This is a genomic window from Pseudoalteromonas sp. NS-SX12 (genome assembly GCF_057367955.1).
On the sequence record NZ_CM170635.1, the window covers coordinates 781796 to 796516 of the forward strand.

The 14721-nt window shown below is 40.6% G+C and carries 15 protein-coding genes; 7 read left to right on the plus strand and 8 right to left on the minus strand.

Going from position 1 to position 14721, the window contains the following annotated elements; all coding sequences use genetic code 11:
- Positions 1–108: 108 nt before the first annotated feature.
- Positions 109–2115, plus strand: a complete 2007-nt coding sequence (locus tag AC2IOM_RS17690; RefSeq protein ID WP_486360667.1) for a winged helix-turn-helix domain-containing protein — start codon at positions 109–111, stop codon at positions 2113–2115.
- A gap of 124 nt (positions 2116–2239) precedes the next feature.
- Here AC2IOM_RS17690 and AC2IOM_RS17695 read toward each other — a convergent pair whose 3' ends face one another.
- Positions 2240–4321, minus strand: coding sequence for a S8 family serine peptidase (locus AC2IOM_RS17695; RefSeq protein ID WP_486360668.1), 2082 nt, complete (start codon positions 4319–4321; stop codon positions 2240–2242).
- Between the two features lie 458 nt (positions 4322–4779).
- Between AC2IOM_RS17695 and AC2IOM_RS17700 the strand changes: the two genes are divergently transcribed.
- On the plus strand, positions 4780–5229 hold the full coding sequence (locus AC2IOM_RS17700; RefSeq protein ID WP_054981386.1) for an RDD family protein: 450 nt from the start codon (positions 4780–4782) through the stop codon (positions 5227–5229).
- 54 nt (positions 5230–5283) lie between these two features.
- On the opposite strand, the gene AC2IOM_RS17705 is transcribed toward AC2IOM_RS17700, so the two are convergent.
- Entirely contained in the window at positions 5284–6159 is an 876-nt protein-coding gene (locus AC2IOM_RS17705) for a LysR family transcriptional regulator (RefSeq protein WP_010558648.1), read from the minus strand.
- 177 nt (positions 6160–6336) lie between these two features.
- Here AC2IOM_RS17705 and AC2IOM_RS17710 point away from each other — a divergent pair, with 177 nt between their 5' ends.
- Together AC2IOM_RS17710 and fghA are read left to right on the plus strand one after the other, a co-directional pair.
- Complete coding sequence (locus AC2IOM_RS17710; RefSeq protein WP_100915655.1) at positions 6337–7485, plus strand: S-(hydroxymethyl)glutathione dehydrogenase/class III alcohol dehydrogenase; 1149 nt, start codon at positions 6337–6339, stop codon at positions 7483–7485.
- Positions 7486–7551: 66 nt separating this feature from the next.
- Entirely contained in the window at positions 7552–8391 is an 840-nt protein-coding gene (gene fghA / locus AC2IOM_RS17715; RefSeq protein WP_486360669.1) for an S-formylglutathione hydrolase, read from the plus strand.
- Positions 8392–8740: 349 nt separating this feature from the next.
- On the opposite strand, the gene AC2IOM_RS17720 is transcribed toward fghA, so the two are convergent.
- From AC2IOM_RS17720 to AC2IOM_RS17745, 6 genes are all read right to left on the minus strand, one after another.
- The gene (locus AC2IOM_RS17720) at positions 8741–9334 is read right to left on the minus strand and encodes a hypothetical protein (RefSeq protein ID WP_138631122.1); all 594 of its coding nucleotides are present in this window, start codon (positions 9332–9334) and stop codon (positions 8741–8743) included.
- A gap of 367 nt (positions 9335–9701) precedes the next feature.
- A complete protein-coding gene (locus AC2IOM_RS17725) occupies positions 9702–9857 on the minus strand; it encodes a hypothetical protein (protein ID WP_486360670.1) in 156 nt (51 codons plus the stop codon).
- Between the two features lie 23 nt (positions 9858–9880).
- Positions 9881–11296, minus strand: a complete 1416-nt coding sequence (locus AC2IOM_RS17730; protein ID WP_138631120.1) for a mannose-1-phosphate guanylyltransferase/mannose-6-phosphate isomerase — start codon at positions 11294–11296, stop codon at positions 9881–9883.
- A 96-nt stretch (positions 11297–11392) separates the two neighbouring features.
- Complete coding sequence (locus AC2IOM_RS17735; protein ID WP_486360671.1) at positions 11393–12025, minus strand: glycine-rich domain-containing protein; 633 nt, start codon at positions 12023–12025, stop codon at positions 11393–11395.
- A gap of 288 nt (positions 12026–12313) precedes the next feature.
- Positions 12314–12622 carry a putative signal transducing protein gene (locus tag AC2IOM_RS17740; protein WP_486360672.1) on the minus strand — a complete coding sequence of 103 codons (309 nt, stop codon included), beginning with the start codon at positions 12620–12622 and terminating at the stop codon, positions 12314–12316.
- Positions 12619–13095, minus strand: coding sequence for a GNAT family N-acetyltransferase (locus tag AC2IOM_RS17745; RefSeq protein WP_486360673.1), 477 nt, complete (start codon positions 13093–13095; stop codon positions 12619–12621). Before AC2IOM_RS17745 ends, AC2IOM_RS17740 begins: the two co-directional genes overlap by 4 nt.
- A 34-nt stretch (positions 13096–13129) precedes the next feature.
- On the opposite strand from AC2IOM_RS17745, the gene AC2IOM_RS17750 reads away from it, so the two are divergent.
- From AC2IOM_RS17750 to AC2IOM_RS17760, 3 genes are all read left to right on the plus strand, one after another.
- The gene (locus tag AC2IOM_RS17750) at positions 13130–13450 is read left to right on the plus strand and encodes a hypothetical protein (protein WP_486360674.1); all 321 of its coding nucleotides are present in this window, start codon (positions 13130–13132) and stop codon (positions 13448–13450) included.
- 84 nt (positions 13451–13534) lie between these two features.
- Positions 13535–13765 (plus strand): hypothetical protein, encoded by a 231-nt coding sequence (locus tag AC2IOM_RS17755; RefSeq protein WP_105172516.1) that lies wholly within the window; start codon positions 13535–13537, stop codon positions 13763–13765.
- The gene (locus AC2IOM_RS17760; protein WP_486360675.1) at positions 13766–14629 is read left to right on the plus strand and encodes a DNA alkylation repair protein; all 864 of its coding nucleotides are present in this window, start codon (positions 13766–13768) and stop codon (positions 14627–14629) included.
- The last annotated feature ends 92 nt before the right edge of the window (positions 14630–14721 follow it).

The following is a 14721-nucleotide window of genomic DNA, read 5'->3' on the forward strand; positions in this document are numbered from 1 at the left end:
TCAGTTTTGCCATAAAAAGCGAGATTAAAACTAATCAAAAGCTGTTATTGTTGCTTAATTAAGTTATGATAATTTGATAATGAAATTATAATAACTAGTAAAATCATAATGATAGAAGGTTCATTTAGCTTCGATGCTATTCAAGTTAATACGCAAACAAATACCCTAACCATCAATGGAAAGATGACTGAATGCGAGCCGAAGTTATTTGAGTTACTGATTTTTTTCTGCCGTAATAGCGAGCGGGCACTATCGCGAGACGAACTGATTGAACATGTTTGGCAAGGCCGAGTGGTGAGTGATGCTGCTGTCAATCGCGCAATTAGTCAGCTCAGAAAACTAATTGAGCCTGAACCCACAAAACCGATTTATATTGTAACGGTAAGCAAAGTGGGATATCGCTTTACGGTCACACCCAGTGCATTAACTTCAACTTCGCGCGAAAATGAAGTTAAGCAGCACCCGACTACACGCAAAAATAAGTGGCTAATTGGCTTAATTGCGATGATCGTGCTTATCATTTTCTCGATGATTACTTTTTTGAGTAAACCTAATCACCAGCTCAAATTAACAAATCGACACGTGCTTACAGAACAACTAGGCATGACGTTTAACCCTTATTTTGACGAGACTTCACAAACACTTTACGCCCTGCATAAAAGCAATAACGCTGCAATCAGTAAGGTAGTGAAGCTAGAACAAAACGGCAGCTTAACGCCCCTTGTAAACGATAATTTCTATTATACCGATGTAATCGCAAACGGCGATTTTCTATATTTGGCAAGGCTTTCTAATTTAACTGACCGGCAATGCAACATTGTTGAATTTAATTTAAGTACGCGGCAGATAACTCAATTACTTTCGTGTGGTACCAGCGTTGTGACCAATATGGCGCTCGATAGCAATAATCGTTTAGTTTATGCCTATCGAGAAAGTGCCTCGGCACCTTATAAATTAATGGCCTTTAATATTCGTACCGCTCGCCAGCAACAATTGAGCTTTCCCGACAATAGCGGAAACAGTTTGGGGCACCGCATATTTGCTATCAGCAATAATCAACTTGCTTATATAAATTACCATGCAAATAAACCCGATAGTTTAGTGATTAAAACGCTAAGTGATTCTAAGTCACTCTTTGAAGTACCCTTACTTGATCACGTGCAATCATTAAGCTGGTTTAATGATATTCTGCTTATTTCTGCAAAAGATGGGCTGTATCAGTTTAATCGCGAGCAAGGCACACTAGTCCAGCTAGACTACTCTGATACCTTTAACCGAATTTTTGCAAGTAAAAGCGTGCTTTTTGCCGAGCACTACGCCGTAATCTCAAACCTTTATCACATTACCGATAATCAAGCGCCTCAAGCCATTACCAAACGCCAAGCCAGCATTTTACAATTTGCACCATCCCCTACTAACGACCAACTCGTTTACGTTGAATCACTCAATGGTAAGTTGAGCATAAAACTTGCTGACAAACACACCAGCAAAACACTTAGTTTTGACAGTACCATTGAGTATGTCGGTAATATCGCATGGTCATTTGACGCAACTGCGCTTGTTGCCAATATTAACGATCAAATTTATCGCTACGATATGACCAAATCACTGTGGCAAAAGATAAATCACACATTTAATACGATTCACTTTGTTGGCTTTAATGCTGACAACCAAGTGTTTGTGAGTGCTGAGCAAAATCAAGAGTGGAATATATGGCAACTCGATTCGGCATCAAGCCAAGCCAAACAAATTACCTTTAATGGCGGCTACAGTTTCTACTTTGCTGAAAATACCCTTTATTACAGCAAATTTAGCCAAGATGGCTTATTTTCACGTGCTCTTATAACAAATGAGGAAAGGGTGTTAGTTAAAGATTTTGCACTATTACAGTGGCGCGATTGGCAGTATGTGAACAACAGCATTATTTATCGCACTAGTCTTGGTTATAAACGGCTAAATTTAGCCTCAAAACAAACAACTAGCATCAGCTCATTGGCAAAATATGGTCGTAATTTATGTCGCCAGTCTAACGTCAATCAGCAGTTTTTTTGCACATTACTGGATAACCAAATCAGCCAAATTTGGCAGATTGATATCAGTGAGAACGCGCACTAAAAAAGGCAACCTGATGGTTGCCTTACGCCATTTGAGAATGGGTTTGGTATGGATAACCTCACCTCGGGATCATAAAGTGTTAGTTATCTTCTAACCCCAAGCTTAGGTTAAATATAGGTTTAGGTTAGTTACATGCACCTTCATTTTGCCATACATCCCAAGGGCCTGAGTTTTGCTCTGGGTTTGCACCTTGGGTCCACCATTTAGCTGAGTACAAACGGCCATTGTAAGATGCTTGCTCTCCAGTTAGAAAGACTGTGCCGGCACTCCATGCAACCACACCGTTACAACCTGCGCCAGTATCACCGCTTACAACTACTGATTGGCTTTTTGAGTGACTTAACCCTTCACTATCAGCAACCGTTAAACTTACGGTATAGCTGCCCGCTTTGGTATAATTATGGTTCGGATTGGTAGCGTTACTCGTTGTGCCGTCACCAAAGTCCCATGCATAGCTTACAACGCCTTTATCATCTGTAGCGGTTTGGCTAAACGCTACCGTTAATCCAGTTGCACTAAACGTAAAGTTTGAAACAGGCGCTTGATTTGCGTTGCCATCGCCACTGCATTTACCTGTGTTTTTCCAAACATTAGTATATACATCTGGCTGCGCCCCCGTTGACCACCAAGTTGCTTCGTATTGATTGCTTTGATAAGCCACTTTATCGCCCACTTTGTACGCTTTTGACGCCGACCAATTCGCTAATCCGTTACATCCACCGCTTGAACCATCACTGATTGTGACGATGCTTGATTTACGATTAGTTTGGCCTTTAGTATCAGTAACCGTGAGGCTTACGGTATAATCGCCAAACGTATTGTAGGTATGGCTAGGATTTTGGCTGCTGCTAGTCGCGCCATCACCAAACTCCCATGCGTAACTGGTTATGCCTTTGTCATCAGTCGAGCTATCAGAAAATTGTGCAGTGTTGCCAGAAACTTGTACCGCAAAATTGGCAACAGGCTTTGCATCGCCTGTACCGCCGCCACAACTGCTACTCGCTAAATAATCATACGCTGCTTTGGCTTGCACGATACCATGGCCATAAGAGGTATCGCGTCCTGCTGCACCTTTATCTTTTGCCGTTGTGTTTAATGCATCACGAATTTGCTGGTTAGAACAGTTTGGAAAATGGCTCCATACTAATGCTGCCACACCTGATACATGTGGCGTAGCCATTGATGTACCGCTAATGCTTTTGTAGCCACTGTTAATCCATGTTGAATTCACACTCACACCTGGCGCAGCAATTTCTACTTGGCTGTTATATTGTGAGAACGATGCTTTACTTTCACCGCTATTCACCGCAGCAACCGATACCACTGCATCGTATGATGCAGGATAACTCATCGAACTATTTCCGTCGTTACCCGCTGCTGCAATATGCAACATACCTTGCGCATAACTGTTTGCAAAAGCTTGGCGCTCAGCACTTGATTGACCCGAACCACCTAAACTCATACTGGTCACATTGGCGCCCGCTTGCTGACATTGCTCAATCGCACGAATTAAATCAGAACCGTAAGCCCAGCGTCCTTGGTCGTTAAACACTTTAACAATATGAAGGCCTAACTGATTAGAAGGATTTACCCCAACGACGCCTTGGCCATTTCCGCCAATTGCCGCAATAGTACCCGCAACATGCGTACCATGGCCGTTACCATCGTTATACCAGTTACCAGTATCATTACTGCCATAACCATCATTACCTGTGATGCCGTTTGATGGTAAGTCTGGATGACCCAATTGATAACCGGTATCCATAATACATACTTTGCGATTACCTGTGAGGTTGTCACTTAGTTGATTCGCCTGCACCATACCAATACCGTAAGGGGTGCTTTCTGCAAGTAAATAGCGTTTTGGATCAACCTCCACCGATTGCACATCACTGCGACTCAATAATTGCTCTCGCTCAGCTTGAGTTAGTTTAAGTGCTACCGAATTAGTGCTCGGTAATACATGAATTGCCTGAGACGTAACACTGCTTGCTAACGATTGCAGTTTATTAAGCTTAAAAGCCTGTTGTTGCTGTGCATCTGCTGTAACCGGTAACCCCATTTTCAGTGAATCAGATTTAAGGGTAACGATAAATCGCTCTGAACTATCGGTATCAAGCGACACTTTATCCGCCGCAAGTGCTGTGCCTGCGAAGGTACTGCAAAGTAATAAAGCCTGTGTTGTTTTATTAAATTTTGCTTTCATAACGTTTGCCTTTTTGTTGTTGTGAAGTCATGTAAATAGTTAACAAACCATTTACAACACTCAAAAAAGCAGAAAAAAGACAGCGTTGTCAATTTTAATTATCAATGTAAACAAATGAAAATAAATGCAAAAGCTGGCACGTAAAATTGGCTTTACAAGGTGAGATAGTGTTTATTTGTACCTATTAAAGGGTTTAAAACGAAGAGCAAAAACTCTACCCAATTTAAATGTAAATTTATTGTTACTTTGGATATAGCGAAATCATCTTTTAAACACTTTTTAGGTACAAAAATAATCTATTAATAATCAAGTGAACGTACAGTTTAAGTTATCAACGATTTATCAAAACACGTATTATGCCGTTCGCAATTTAAATTCGCCGTTATTCATTTTTCAGCAATACAAAATAACTGACCGACTAGTATGAACCCATCAACAGGAAGCATACAGAGGTCGCCATGACATATTCAGATTATCAAACAGTTCAACCCCGTATTGAATACGCCGGTTTTTTTAGACGCTTTGCCGCACTTATTTTAGATGGATTACTTTTTTCACTGGTAATTGCCGCATTCGCTTTTACCTTCTTCGATGATTATTTGCCATGGACGCCACTAAACTTCTTCGACTTTAAAGAGTTTATGAATCACGAAGTACTGCCTTTTATACTTACCGTAATGTTTTGGGTATATAAAGCAGCAACCCCAGGCAAAATGGCAGTAGACAGCAAAGTAGTTGATGCCGAAACGGGCGCGAAACCAACCGTAGTGCAAAGCATTATTCGTTATGTTGGTTACTATGTTTCGGCGTTACCGCTTGGTTTAGGCTTTATTTGGGCAGCCATTGATGAGAAGAACCGAGCATGGCATGACTTACTTGCCGGTACTGTGGTTGTAAAACACGCCTAGTAGAATGACTTAATTCAAGTTAAATATAAATAGACTTCCTAATCTTGGCCCGCGTTAAGCGGGCTTTTTTATATGCTGCTGTAAAAATCGAATAAATAAATCGAGCTTAGAAGGCAGCGCCCGATTATGACCATAAAGCGCCCAAATCCCTTCTTCTTTATCGCGATAACTCGGTAATACTTCAACCAAATCGCCCCGCGCTAATGCGTCGCCAACGTAATAATCAGGCAGTTGCGCAAGCCCTAAACCACTTATTGCAGCATCTAATAAACTCACGCCTGAGTTACACTTTAATCGCCCGTTTACGCGAATATTGCGCCCCTTTCCTTGTTGTAAAAAACGCCAATATTGATTACTGCCAACCAAGCATTGATGCATAGCAAGCTCAGATAAAGTATGTGGCTCGCCATGGGTTGCAATATAGTCAGGGCTTGCACAAACAAACATTTGTCGTGTTGCGAGCTTTTTTGCAATCAGGTTTGAATCGTTTAGGTGACCTAAACGAATAGCAACATCAATACTGCTATCGATTAAATCGAGTTTTTGGTTGGTTAACACTAAGTCGACTTCAATTTGCCCATGCAACGCTAAAAATTCATTCACCAGCGGCGCAATATAGCGCTCACCAAAGGTAACCGGAGCGGTAACGCGAATTTGTCCACTAATACCGTGCTGAATATTACTCACATTAAGCTCTGCCAGCGCTAAGCCTTCCACCAGCGGTTTACAGTCATAATAATATTGCTGCCCCATTTCGGTGAGTGACACCTTGCGCGTTGTCCGTTGCAATAGTTTAACGCCTAAGCGTTGCTCTAGTGCTTTGACTTTACGGCTCACATTAACCACAGAGCTGCCTAGTTTATCTGCTGCCGCGGTGAAACTTTGTGTTTCTGCCACCGCAACAAATTCACTTACTCCAGTCCAATCCATTCTTTTTTAACCTCTTCGCTATTCTGAACACATTATTACATATATGAAATAATAATTTTCAATTTAGGGTGATTATCTTTTAATAAGAAATAAATAAACTAGTTACCAACAAAGTAGCAAATGAACTAGCCTTAAAAGCTTCTGCTAGTTCATCAAATCACATATGGGAAACATATTATGGCGTTAGATCTTAAACCAGGCCAAACATCAATAAAATCAAAAGCTGCGGTAGCTTGGGCAGCAGGCGAACCATTAAAAATGGAAGAAGTAGACGTACAACTGCCAAAAAAAGGTGAAGTACTTATTCGCATCATTGCAACAGGTGTTTGCCACACCGATGCATTTACACTTTCAGGTGATGATCCTGAAGGGATCTTCCCATCAATTTTAGGCCATGAAGGTGGCGGTATTGTTGAAATGGTTGGCGAAGGCGTAACAAGCGTTTCAGTAGGCGATCATGTAATCCCCCTTTACACCGCTGAATGTGGCGAATGTAAGTTCTGTAAATCGGGTAAAACAAACCTCTGCCAAGCAGTACGTGAAACACAAGGTAAAGGCTTAATGCCAGACGGCACGACTCGTTTTTCACTTAATGGCGAGCCAATTTACCACTACATGGGTTGCTCAACTTTCTCTGAGTTCACAGTACTGCCAGAGATTTCTCTTGCAAAAGTAAACAAAGAAGCGCCACTAGAAGAAGTGTGTTTACTAGGCTGCGGTGTAACGACCGGTATGGGTGCAGTGCTTAATACTGCAAAAGTTGAAAAAGGCGATACCGTGGCGATTTTTGGCCTAGGCGGTATTGGTTTATCGGCAATTATTGGTGCTCGCATGGCTGGTGCAAGTCGCATTATTGGTATTGATATCAATGAATCAAAATTTGATTTAGCAAAGCAACTTGGTGCTACCGATGTGATCAACCCACAAAACTTTGATAAGCCAATTCAAGAAGTAATTGTTGAAATGACTGACGGTGGTGTTGACTACTCTTTTGAGTGTATCGGCAATGTAAACGTAATGCGCCAAGCACTTGAATGCTGTCACAAAGGTTGGGGTGAATCGGTGATTATTGGTGTTGCCGGTGCAGGACAAGAAATTTCTACGCGTCCATTCCAACTTGTTACAGGTCGCGTATGGCGTGGCTCTGCATTTGGTGGCGTGAAAGGTCGTTCAGAATTACCAGGCATTGTTGAGCAGTACCTTGCTGGTGACTTTGGCCTACAAGAGTTTATTACGCATACCATGTCACTTAATGAGATTAACGAGGCGTTTGAGCTAATGCACAAAGGCGAAAGCATTCGCTCTGTAGTGCATATGGATAAGTAGCTTAAACTCACCGCAATTTTAGTTAAAGCGCCTGACAAATGTTAGGCGCTTGTAAAAGGAAACAACATGTCATTAGAAGTGATAAGTAAAGCCAAAGTGTGTGGCGGTTGGCATAAACAATACAGCCACAAATCTATCAGCTTAAATTGCGACATGCGATTTGCCCTATTTTTACCGCCAAATGCATCAGCAGAAAGCCCCGTTCCCGTTCTTTATTGGTTATCTGGTTTAACCTGTACAGATGAAAACTTTATGCAAAAAGCGGGCGCATTTAAAAAAGCTGCTGAACTTGGCATTGCAATTGTTGCTCCCGACACCAGCCCCCGAGGTGACGATGTTGCCGACGATGAAGGCTACGATTTAGGTAAAGGCGCTGGGTTTTATCTCAATGCGACACAAACGCCGTGGGCAAGTCATTACAAAATGTATGACTATATTGTGAAAGAGCTACCCGCGTTAGTGGAACAGCACTTTCCGGTGACTCAAACAAAATCGATTTCAGGCCACAGCATGGGTGGACATGGCGCATTAACTATTGGCCTTAAAAACCAATCTCAATACCGCTCTATCTCAGCGTTTAGTCCCATTACAAACCCAATGAATTGCCCTTGGGGACAAAAAGCGTTCACACAATATTTAGGCTCGAATAAAGAGTTTTGGCGCGAGTACGACGCATCTGAACTATTGGCAAGTGCTCAATCAAGATTACCTATACTGGTTGATCAAGGTGACGCTGATAACTTTTTGCAAGAGCAACTAAAGCCTGAAAACCTAATTGCTGCTGCGAAGCAAAGCGATAGTGAAATAGAACTTCGTATGCAAGCAGGATACGATCACAGTTACTTTTTTATTCAAAGCTTTATTGACGAACATATTGCGTTTCACAGCAAATATCTAAAGGCGTAGATATTTTGTTTAAAACGTAATGACTAGGGTCTGTTGATCTTTGCTGTTCTATTTTTGTTCTTTTTGAGCGTACTTTTATCGCGGCGCTAGATGTGTGGCCTAGTAATCTAAGCGAATATCGAGCAAAGCTTCCGCGTCCTGCTCTCGCCCCTTACCTACATCCATATAGGCAACAATGAGAAAAGTGCGCTCAAAAGAACCATTCGGCAGCGCTTGATTGGCTTTTCTACTGTGTTATCGGCTGGCTCACATAGAATAACTATGCAACGCAGCCTCTGCCTTGTATAAAACCCAATCAAACTGCTGCAAAAACGAACTTGAAAGGTCAACAGACCCTAAAAAGTGCAAGCTAACTTGCACTTTTTAATTGCGTACGCAGTGAAATATTTTTGAGCCAACACCCCAGCGCTGGGAAAAACATCACCAGAACCAACACACCGTCAGTAATAATAATGGTTGCCGAATATAGCATGGCAATCCAATCGACACTGCCTTGTTCAACTACCATGTAATATCCATTTACCAAGAAATGAGCTGCGCCGTTATAGAGCAATATCATCACCATAATATCGACAGCATCCAAAAAAGGGTTGGCTTGTTTGCACATGCGTTGCACCACTAACATCACTAAAATGGCGGTTAAACTATCGAGTAACGTATAGCTTACCGCAATGGCACGAAAGCTATCGCCTTCATCAAAATATCGGTAAAAGTCATTTACACCGGCCATTAACAAGTCGGTTGATGAATATGACAATGCAACAATAGCAAATGCGAAACACACAAATTTAGGCACTTGCTGTTTAAGGTATTTTAAATAGGTTAAGCCCGCAGCAAGTAACATTAACCAAGAATACAGAGCTGCAATTTGGCTGCCAAACGCAACATTATTTTCGCCAACACCGAATATAGACCAATACCAATCAACAAATGATTCGTACACAGCTACTGCTCTTTAGGTTTTTGACTTTTGTTGTATTTTACGCGAGTGGTAAACAATACAAACGCAATATACCAACTGAAAAACGCCAGAATAAACACCACCAACAAGGCCGGACTAACCGTATCTATCATAATATAAACAACTACTTTATTGCGTTAAGAGAAATGAAAGTGGCGATATTGTATCACTTGCCAATGACGTTTAACAAAAGCGAGCAGCAAATATTGAGCGCGGTGGTTGAGCATCAATCGTTCGAAAACCGAATCTGTATATGCTCAAGTCAGATGCGATAAGTAGATTTTAAATTATAGTGTAAAGACCCAAAACTCAGTTTCAAGACGTCAAACTGAGTTTTAGTTGGCGGTTTCTAACTACTTGCATACCCGCCACAACTTATTATGTGTGAGGTTTGCACATTCGGTTGCTGTAATGATGTAACACGATTAGTTAGTGACAATACATTGATTTTCCCAGCTTGCGGTGAATCATCTAATGCAAGCAATGCTATTTTAACCATTTTCATAATAACTATTTCACGGTTAAAACTTAATTTTCAACACGATTATATTTGTCTGAAAGTCTTATAATATCGTCTTCACTTAAATAATCACCTGTTTGAACCTCTATCAGTTCTAAATCTACATCAGTTGAATTCTCAAGACGATGTGTCGCACCAATTGGAATGTAAATTGATTCATTTTCTGAAACCAAACGTTCAATTCCATTAATTTTAGTTTTAGCTACTCCCTTAACAACGATCCAATGTTCCGCTCGGAATTGATGTTTTTGCAATGAAAGCTGACCTCCTGGCTTTACTGTCACACGTTTAACCAAAAAGTTGTCACCCACATCTACTGTATCGTACTTGCCCCAAGGCCGATAGACTTCTCGGTGTGAGCTATACTCCAGTCTATTCTCCTGAAATAATCTAGCAACGATCTGTTTAACATCTTGAGCTTGATCTCTACTAGATACCAATAGCGCATCTTTTGTATCAACAATAACCAGATCTTCAACACCCAGTGTTGCGACAAGTTTATTTTCCGCAATAATTAGTGAGTCTCGCGTTTTTTCGGCAACCACATCTCCTTTAATAACATTACCTTGCTGACATTTTCTACTTTCATTCCAAAGCGTATTATAACTGCCTATATCCGACCAAGAACACGATAATGGAACTACAGCAGCACATTTTGTTTTTTCCATCACAGCGTAATCAATAGATTGGCTCGGCAACATCGAAAAAGCTTCAGTCTTTACTCTTATAAAATCTAGATCGCTTATCGTATTCTGAGCAGCATTTTTACAACCAGTATAAATACAAGGATGGAACTTATTCAGCTCTTCAAGGTACAACCTAGCCCTAAATAAAAATATGCCCGTGTTAAACATATATCTGCCTGCGTCAACATATGTTTGCGCCATTTCGATATTCGGTTTTTCAATAAAATTGCTGATTACAAATCCATGTGATTGTTCAATACTATTTCCTGGTTCAATATACCCATAACCAGTCTCTGGTGTCGTCGCTGGTACTCCCAATGATACTAAGTAATCTTTTTTTGCTACATTTAATGCATGGTTTACCGCAGTATTAAATACGTCTTTATCATCAAGACTATGGTCAGCTGATAGCACTAATAAGTAAGGGTCTTTGTGGCTTTTTAAAGCATGAAAAGCAGCCAAAGCTATTGCTGGCGCAGTGCTTTTGCTTTCTGGCTCTAACAGTATTTGGGCATTTTCAATAGCCAAGTGTCTAACCTGTTCAGCCACTAAAAATCGATGGGATTGATTACATATTATAAGCGGCGCAGCATACTCTTTTGACAATACTCGATCTAACGTATTTTCTAACAAGCTAAATTCGTTAGTTAAATTTAAAAACTGTTTAGGGTAATCAGCCCGAGAAAGTGGCCATAGACGAGTACCTGAACCACCAGCAAGAATGACCGGTATAATCATGTTAACTATTACGATGAAAAGACAATAAAGGGAGAGATTCTAGCAGCTCTCCTGGTAAGGAGTCACCTTCAACGCAGTAAAAACACTTTAAATAGGCTAACTACTTGCATACCCGCCACAACTTATTATGTGTGAGGTTTGCACATTCGGTTGCTGCGAAGATGTAACACGATTAGTTAGTGACAATACATTGATTTTCCCAGGTTGCGGTGAATCATCTAACGAGTAGCAATAGCCATTTTCAATAGCGAGCATCTCATCAAGCGCAAACAAAAATGGCAGTTTTTCTGGAGTTGAATAATCAATAAAGTGGCGTTGACAAGAATACTGCCACGTACGTTGCAAGCTTGCATCAAGGTCTTGGCTATTTGTCGATGTCGATATAGGTGTGTGATGTAGAAATCGACCAAATGCTTTTTTACAGAACGTTTTATACTCTCGCGTGTGTAATATGAACGCGTGCCACGCAAGATCAACCGCTTTTGATGGCATTGCAACTGGCTGCCCTTTTGCCATATGACAAATCAAAAAATACTCGCGTAAATTCGCTAATACTAGTTCACATTGCTCATCAGAAAGCGAACTGTACTTTGCACGCAATGTTTGCTTAATTGCGCTTGGAAATTCAACATGCTCAATATATTTTTGCTGACTACTTTTAGAACCAATCGCAAAATATAAGGTACTGATAATACTAAGCAACATACAAATAATAATAAATGCAGACATAATGCCTCAAACTGCTTTTTTAAAACTACGAAAGATATAGTACTTATATTATTAACCTAATTTACATAAAAAGTAACAACTATTTTACTTTTAATTGTAATGAGCTAATTACAATTGGATTTATTTTTAAAATTCAATAGCTTAAATTATTACAAAGTGATATTTTTGAAGCAGTCACACTTATACAGCGCGTAATGCGCTATTTGTGTCGCTGTATGTGAAATGTGTTTAGCGTGGTGTAACAATCACGTAAGCGGTATCGCTAGGTGATCATAGATGGCAATAAATTTAGTATGGTTTAGAACTATCACAGTGCCAACAAAAATCAAATGCTGCCCCGTTTAGTTCGGTACAGTGAGTACATTGCCAATCAGGCTGTGTACTCTCTAACGTGATCTGCGCCACTATCTCTTTCGCTTGCTTCACTTGAAACTGTGACGCTACCCAAACCTCGGGCCATGTCTCAAAACAAGGAATTTCGCCACGCCCACCCGCTGCATACTGATTTTTAATTTGCGTTTTAATACCGGCATTTTGCAATGCAGTACTTACATTAACCACTAAGGTCAAATTTTCATGGGTGTATACAAGTGTCATTTAATTTCCTTTTGCATTGGCACACAACGTAGCACTGCACCGGTTGGCGATTCATAGTTGCGTGGCGTATCAGCAATAAAACCATAGGCACTGTAAGCATTTACCGCATTTAGTGTGGCGTCAAGAAATAGCGTTGTTAAACCGTGCGCTTTCGCTTTTTTCTCTAAAAAAGTCAACATAGCGCGCGCTAATCCCAAACCAAAATGCGACGGCAAAACAAAAATGCCATCGATTTGTCCTGTCGTAAGATCTACTTTACCAGTGCCAACAATTTCGTTGCCCATTTTTGACACATAAAATGAATTTACAATCATGTCGGTGATCACTTTATCGGCGCTAACGCCGGTCCACAAATCAAGTTGTGTGCTATCATACGCATCTTTACAGCCAGCCAAAATTGCTTGTTTTCGTACATTAAGCACCGCTGTAACATCTTGATGTTCGGCTTTTCTAATTATGACTGTCTGTTGCAATTTAACGATTCCTTTATCCATTTAAGAAAGTGAAATGACCTACGAGCAAGCATTAAATCAACTCATTACTTACGGCAGCGATATTAATAATGCATATCGTTTACTTGCTCAACAAACACAGCAACAAATCTTGCCGTTAAAAGTTTATAAACAACACCTAAAACATGCACTTAGTTTATATATCTCAGCGCAAATTGATGACGATGATTTAACACTGTGGGCGACCGTACTAATCAATCAAACAGCAATCGATACCAATGAAATCGACGACTTTCTTTTTGCGCTAACTAACGATGACATGATGGGTGGAATTTCACCTGCGTCAATCAAAAAAATGTATTCACTTATAAAGTGAACACCACAAACTTGATTTACATTATATTGTTTTAACAAAAAAGCAGATAAACTACGGGTTATTCATAACTTACAAAGTGTTCTTATGCGAAGCAAGGGACAAATTAAAAGCGAATTAATCACAATTCCAATACTACTGGTTGCCATCGTTTTGGTAATTGCCGGACACTTTATTATGAAACCCATTTTTTACGATAAAGCGTGGGCAGAATACAGTCTTGCAGCACTGCCATTTTTAATGTTTGCATTGGTCATTTTAGCGTTTAAATTAGCACTAAAAAACGACCAAAAAGAAAGCGATAGCGAACAACCTTAAATGTCAGTACAACTGCCATCATTTACTACAGCGAGCATTCCCAGTGCGCCGCGCGCTATCGCAAAAGGCAGCTCGTTAGCCAATCTACTAAACGATAATGCCATTTGCTTTATGGCGCGCAATATCGAACTAGTCTATGACAAATTTAATAGCACGCAGTTTGTTGAAGCCTGTCGTTTAGCACCGAGTGATTTGGCATTAATGGCAAAAGGCCAATATATCGCAGCTACGTTGCATCAATACCTTCCCTCACATTACCAAACTGCGATTGATATTTTATTACGTACCTTGATTGATGCTGACGAAAGCTCAGAAGAATTCGGACTGGCGGGCTTTTATTACTTACCTTTTAGCTTTTACATCGCAAACTACGGCTTAGATGCAAAATACAATGATGGAAGCGACCCGTTCGATGTATCAATGCAAGCGCAATATCAGCTTACTCAACGTTTTAGCGCTGAGTTTTGCATTCGGCCTTTTTTAATAACGCAACAAGCGCGTACCCTTGAAACCCTGAATGAATGGCAATTTGATAGCAACCGACATATTCGCCGTTTAGTGTCAGAAGGTACTCGGCCAAAGCTACCGTGGGGAAAACGATTACCTGCGATTATTAGCGATCCAACACCCATTTTACCCTTCTTGTGCCACTTAAAAGACGACGCCAGCTTGTACGTTAGGCGCAGCGTAGCCAATAGTTTAGGAGATATTGCCAAAGATCATCCGGAGCTAGTTTTCGATCTGCTTGATTCTTGGGTAGGTTCAGCTAACACTGAGCTCAAATGGCTTATTCGTCATGCTGTTCGTTACTATGCCAAAAAAGATCATGCTCGCGCACTGGCACTAAGAATTGCCGCTAAATAACACGCACCTTTGCGCATTAGCTATATTAATTGGTTCAAATAAGTTCTTTTCGTTGGTGACAACTCGCTAAACTCATTTATAGTGATGAGCTT

What these genes read in the sequence shown, in the direction of transcription:
- AC2IOM_RS17690 (WP_486360667.1), top strand. Translation starts at nt 109, where the DNA reads ATGATAGAAGGTTCATTTAGCTTCGATGCTATTCAAGTTAATACGCAA.
- AC2IOM_RS17695 (WP_486360668.1), bottom strand. Translation starts at nt 4,321, where the DNA reads ATGAAAGCAAAATTTAATAAAACAACACAGGCTTTATTACTTTGCAGT.
- AC2IOM_RS17700 (WP_054981386.1), top strand. Translation starts at nt 4,780, where the DNA reads ATGACATATTCAGATTATCAAACAGTTCAACCCCGTATTGAATACGCC.
- AC2IOM_RS17705 (WP_010558648.1), bottom strand. Translation starts at nt 6,159, where the DNA reads ATGGATTGGACTGGAGTAAGTGAATTTGTTGCGGTGGCAGAAACACAA.
- AC2IOM_RS17710 (WP_100915655.1), top strand. Translation starts at nt 6,337, where the DNA reads ATGGCGTTAGATCTTAAACCAGGCCAAACATCAATAAAATCAAAAGCT.
- fghA (WP_486360669.1), top strand. Translation starts at nt 7,552, where the DNA reads ATGTCATTAGAAGTGATAAGTAAAGCCAAAGTGTGTGGCGGTTGGCAT.
- AC2IOM_RS17725 (WP_486360670.1), bottom strand. Translation starts at nt 9,857, where the DNA reads ATGAAAATGGTTAAAATAGCATTGCTTGCATTAGATGATTCACCGCAA.
- AC2IOM_RS17730 (WP_138631120.1), bottom strand. Translation starts at nt 11,296, where the DNA reads ATGATTATACCGGTCATTCTTGCTGGTGGTTCAGGTACTCGTCTATGG.
- AC2IOM_RS17735 (WP_486360671.1), bottom strand. Translation starts at nt 12,025, where the DNA reads ATGTCTGCATTTATTATTATTTGTATGTTGCTTAGTATTATCAGTACC.
- AC2IOM_RS17740 (WP_486360672.1), bottom strand. Translation starts at nt 12,622, where the DNA reads ATGACACTTGTATACACCCATGAAAATTTGACCTTAGTGGTTAATGTA.
- AC2IOM_RS17750 (WP_486360674.1), top strand. Translation starts at nt 13,130, where the DNA reads ATGACCTACGAGCAAGCATTAAATCAACTCATTACTTACGGCAGCGAT.
- AC2IOM_RS17755 (WP_105172516.1), top strand. Translation starts at nt 13,535, where the DNA reads ATGCGAAGCAAGGGACAAATTAAAAGCGAATTAATCACAATTCCAATA.
- AC2IOM_RS17760 (WP_486360675.1), top strand. Translation starts at nt 13,766, where the DNA reads ATGTCAGTACAACTGCCATCATTTACTACAGCGAGCATTCCCAGTGCG.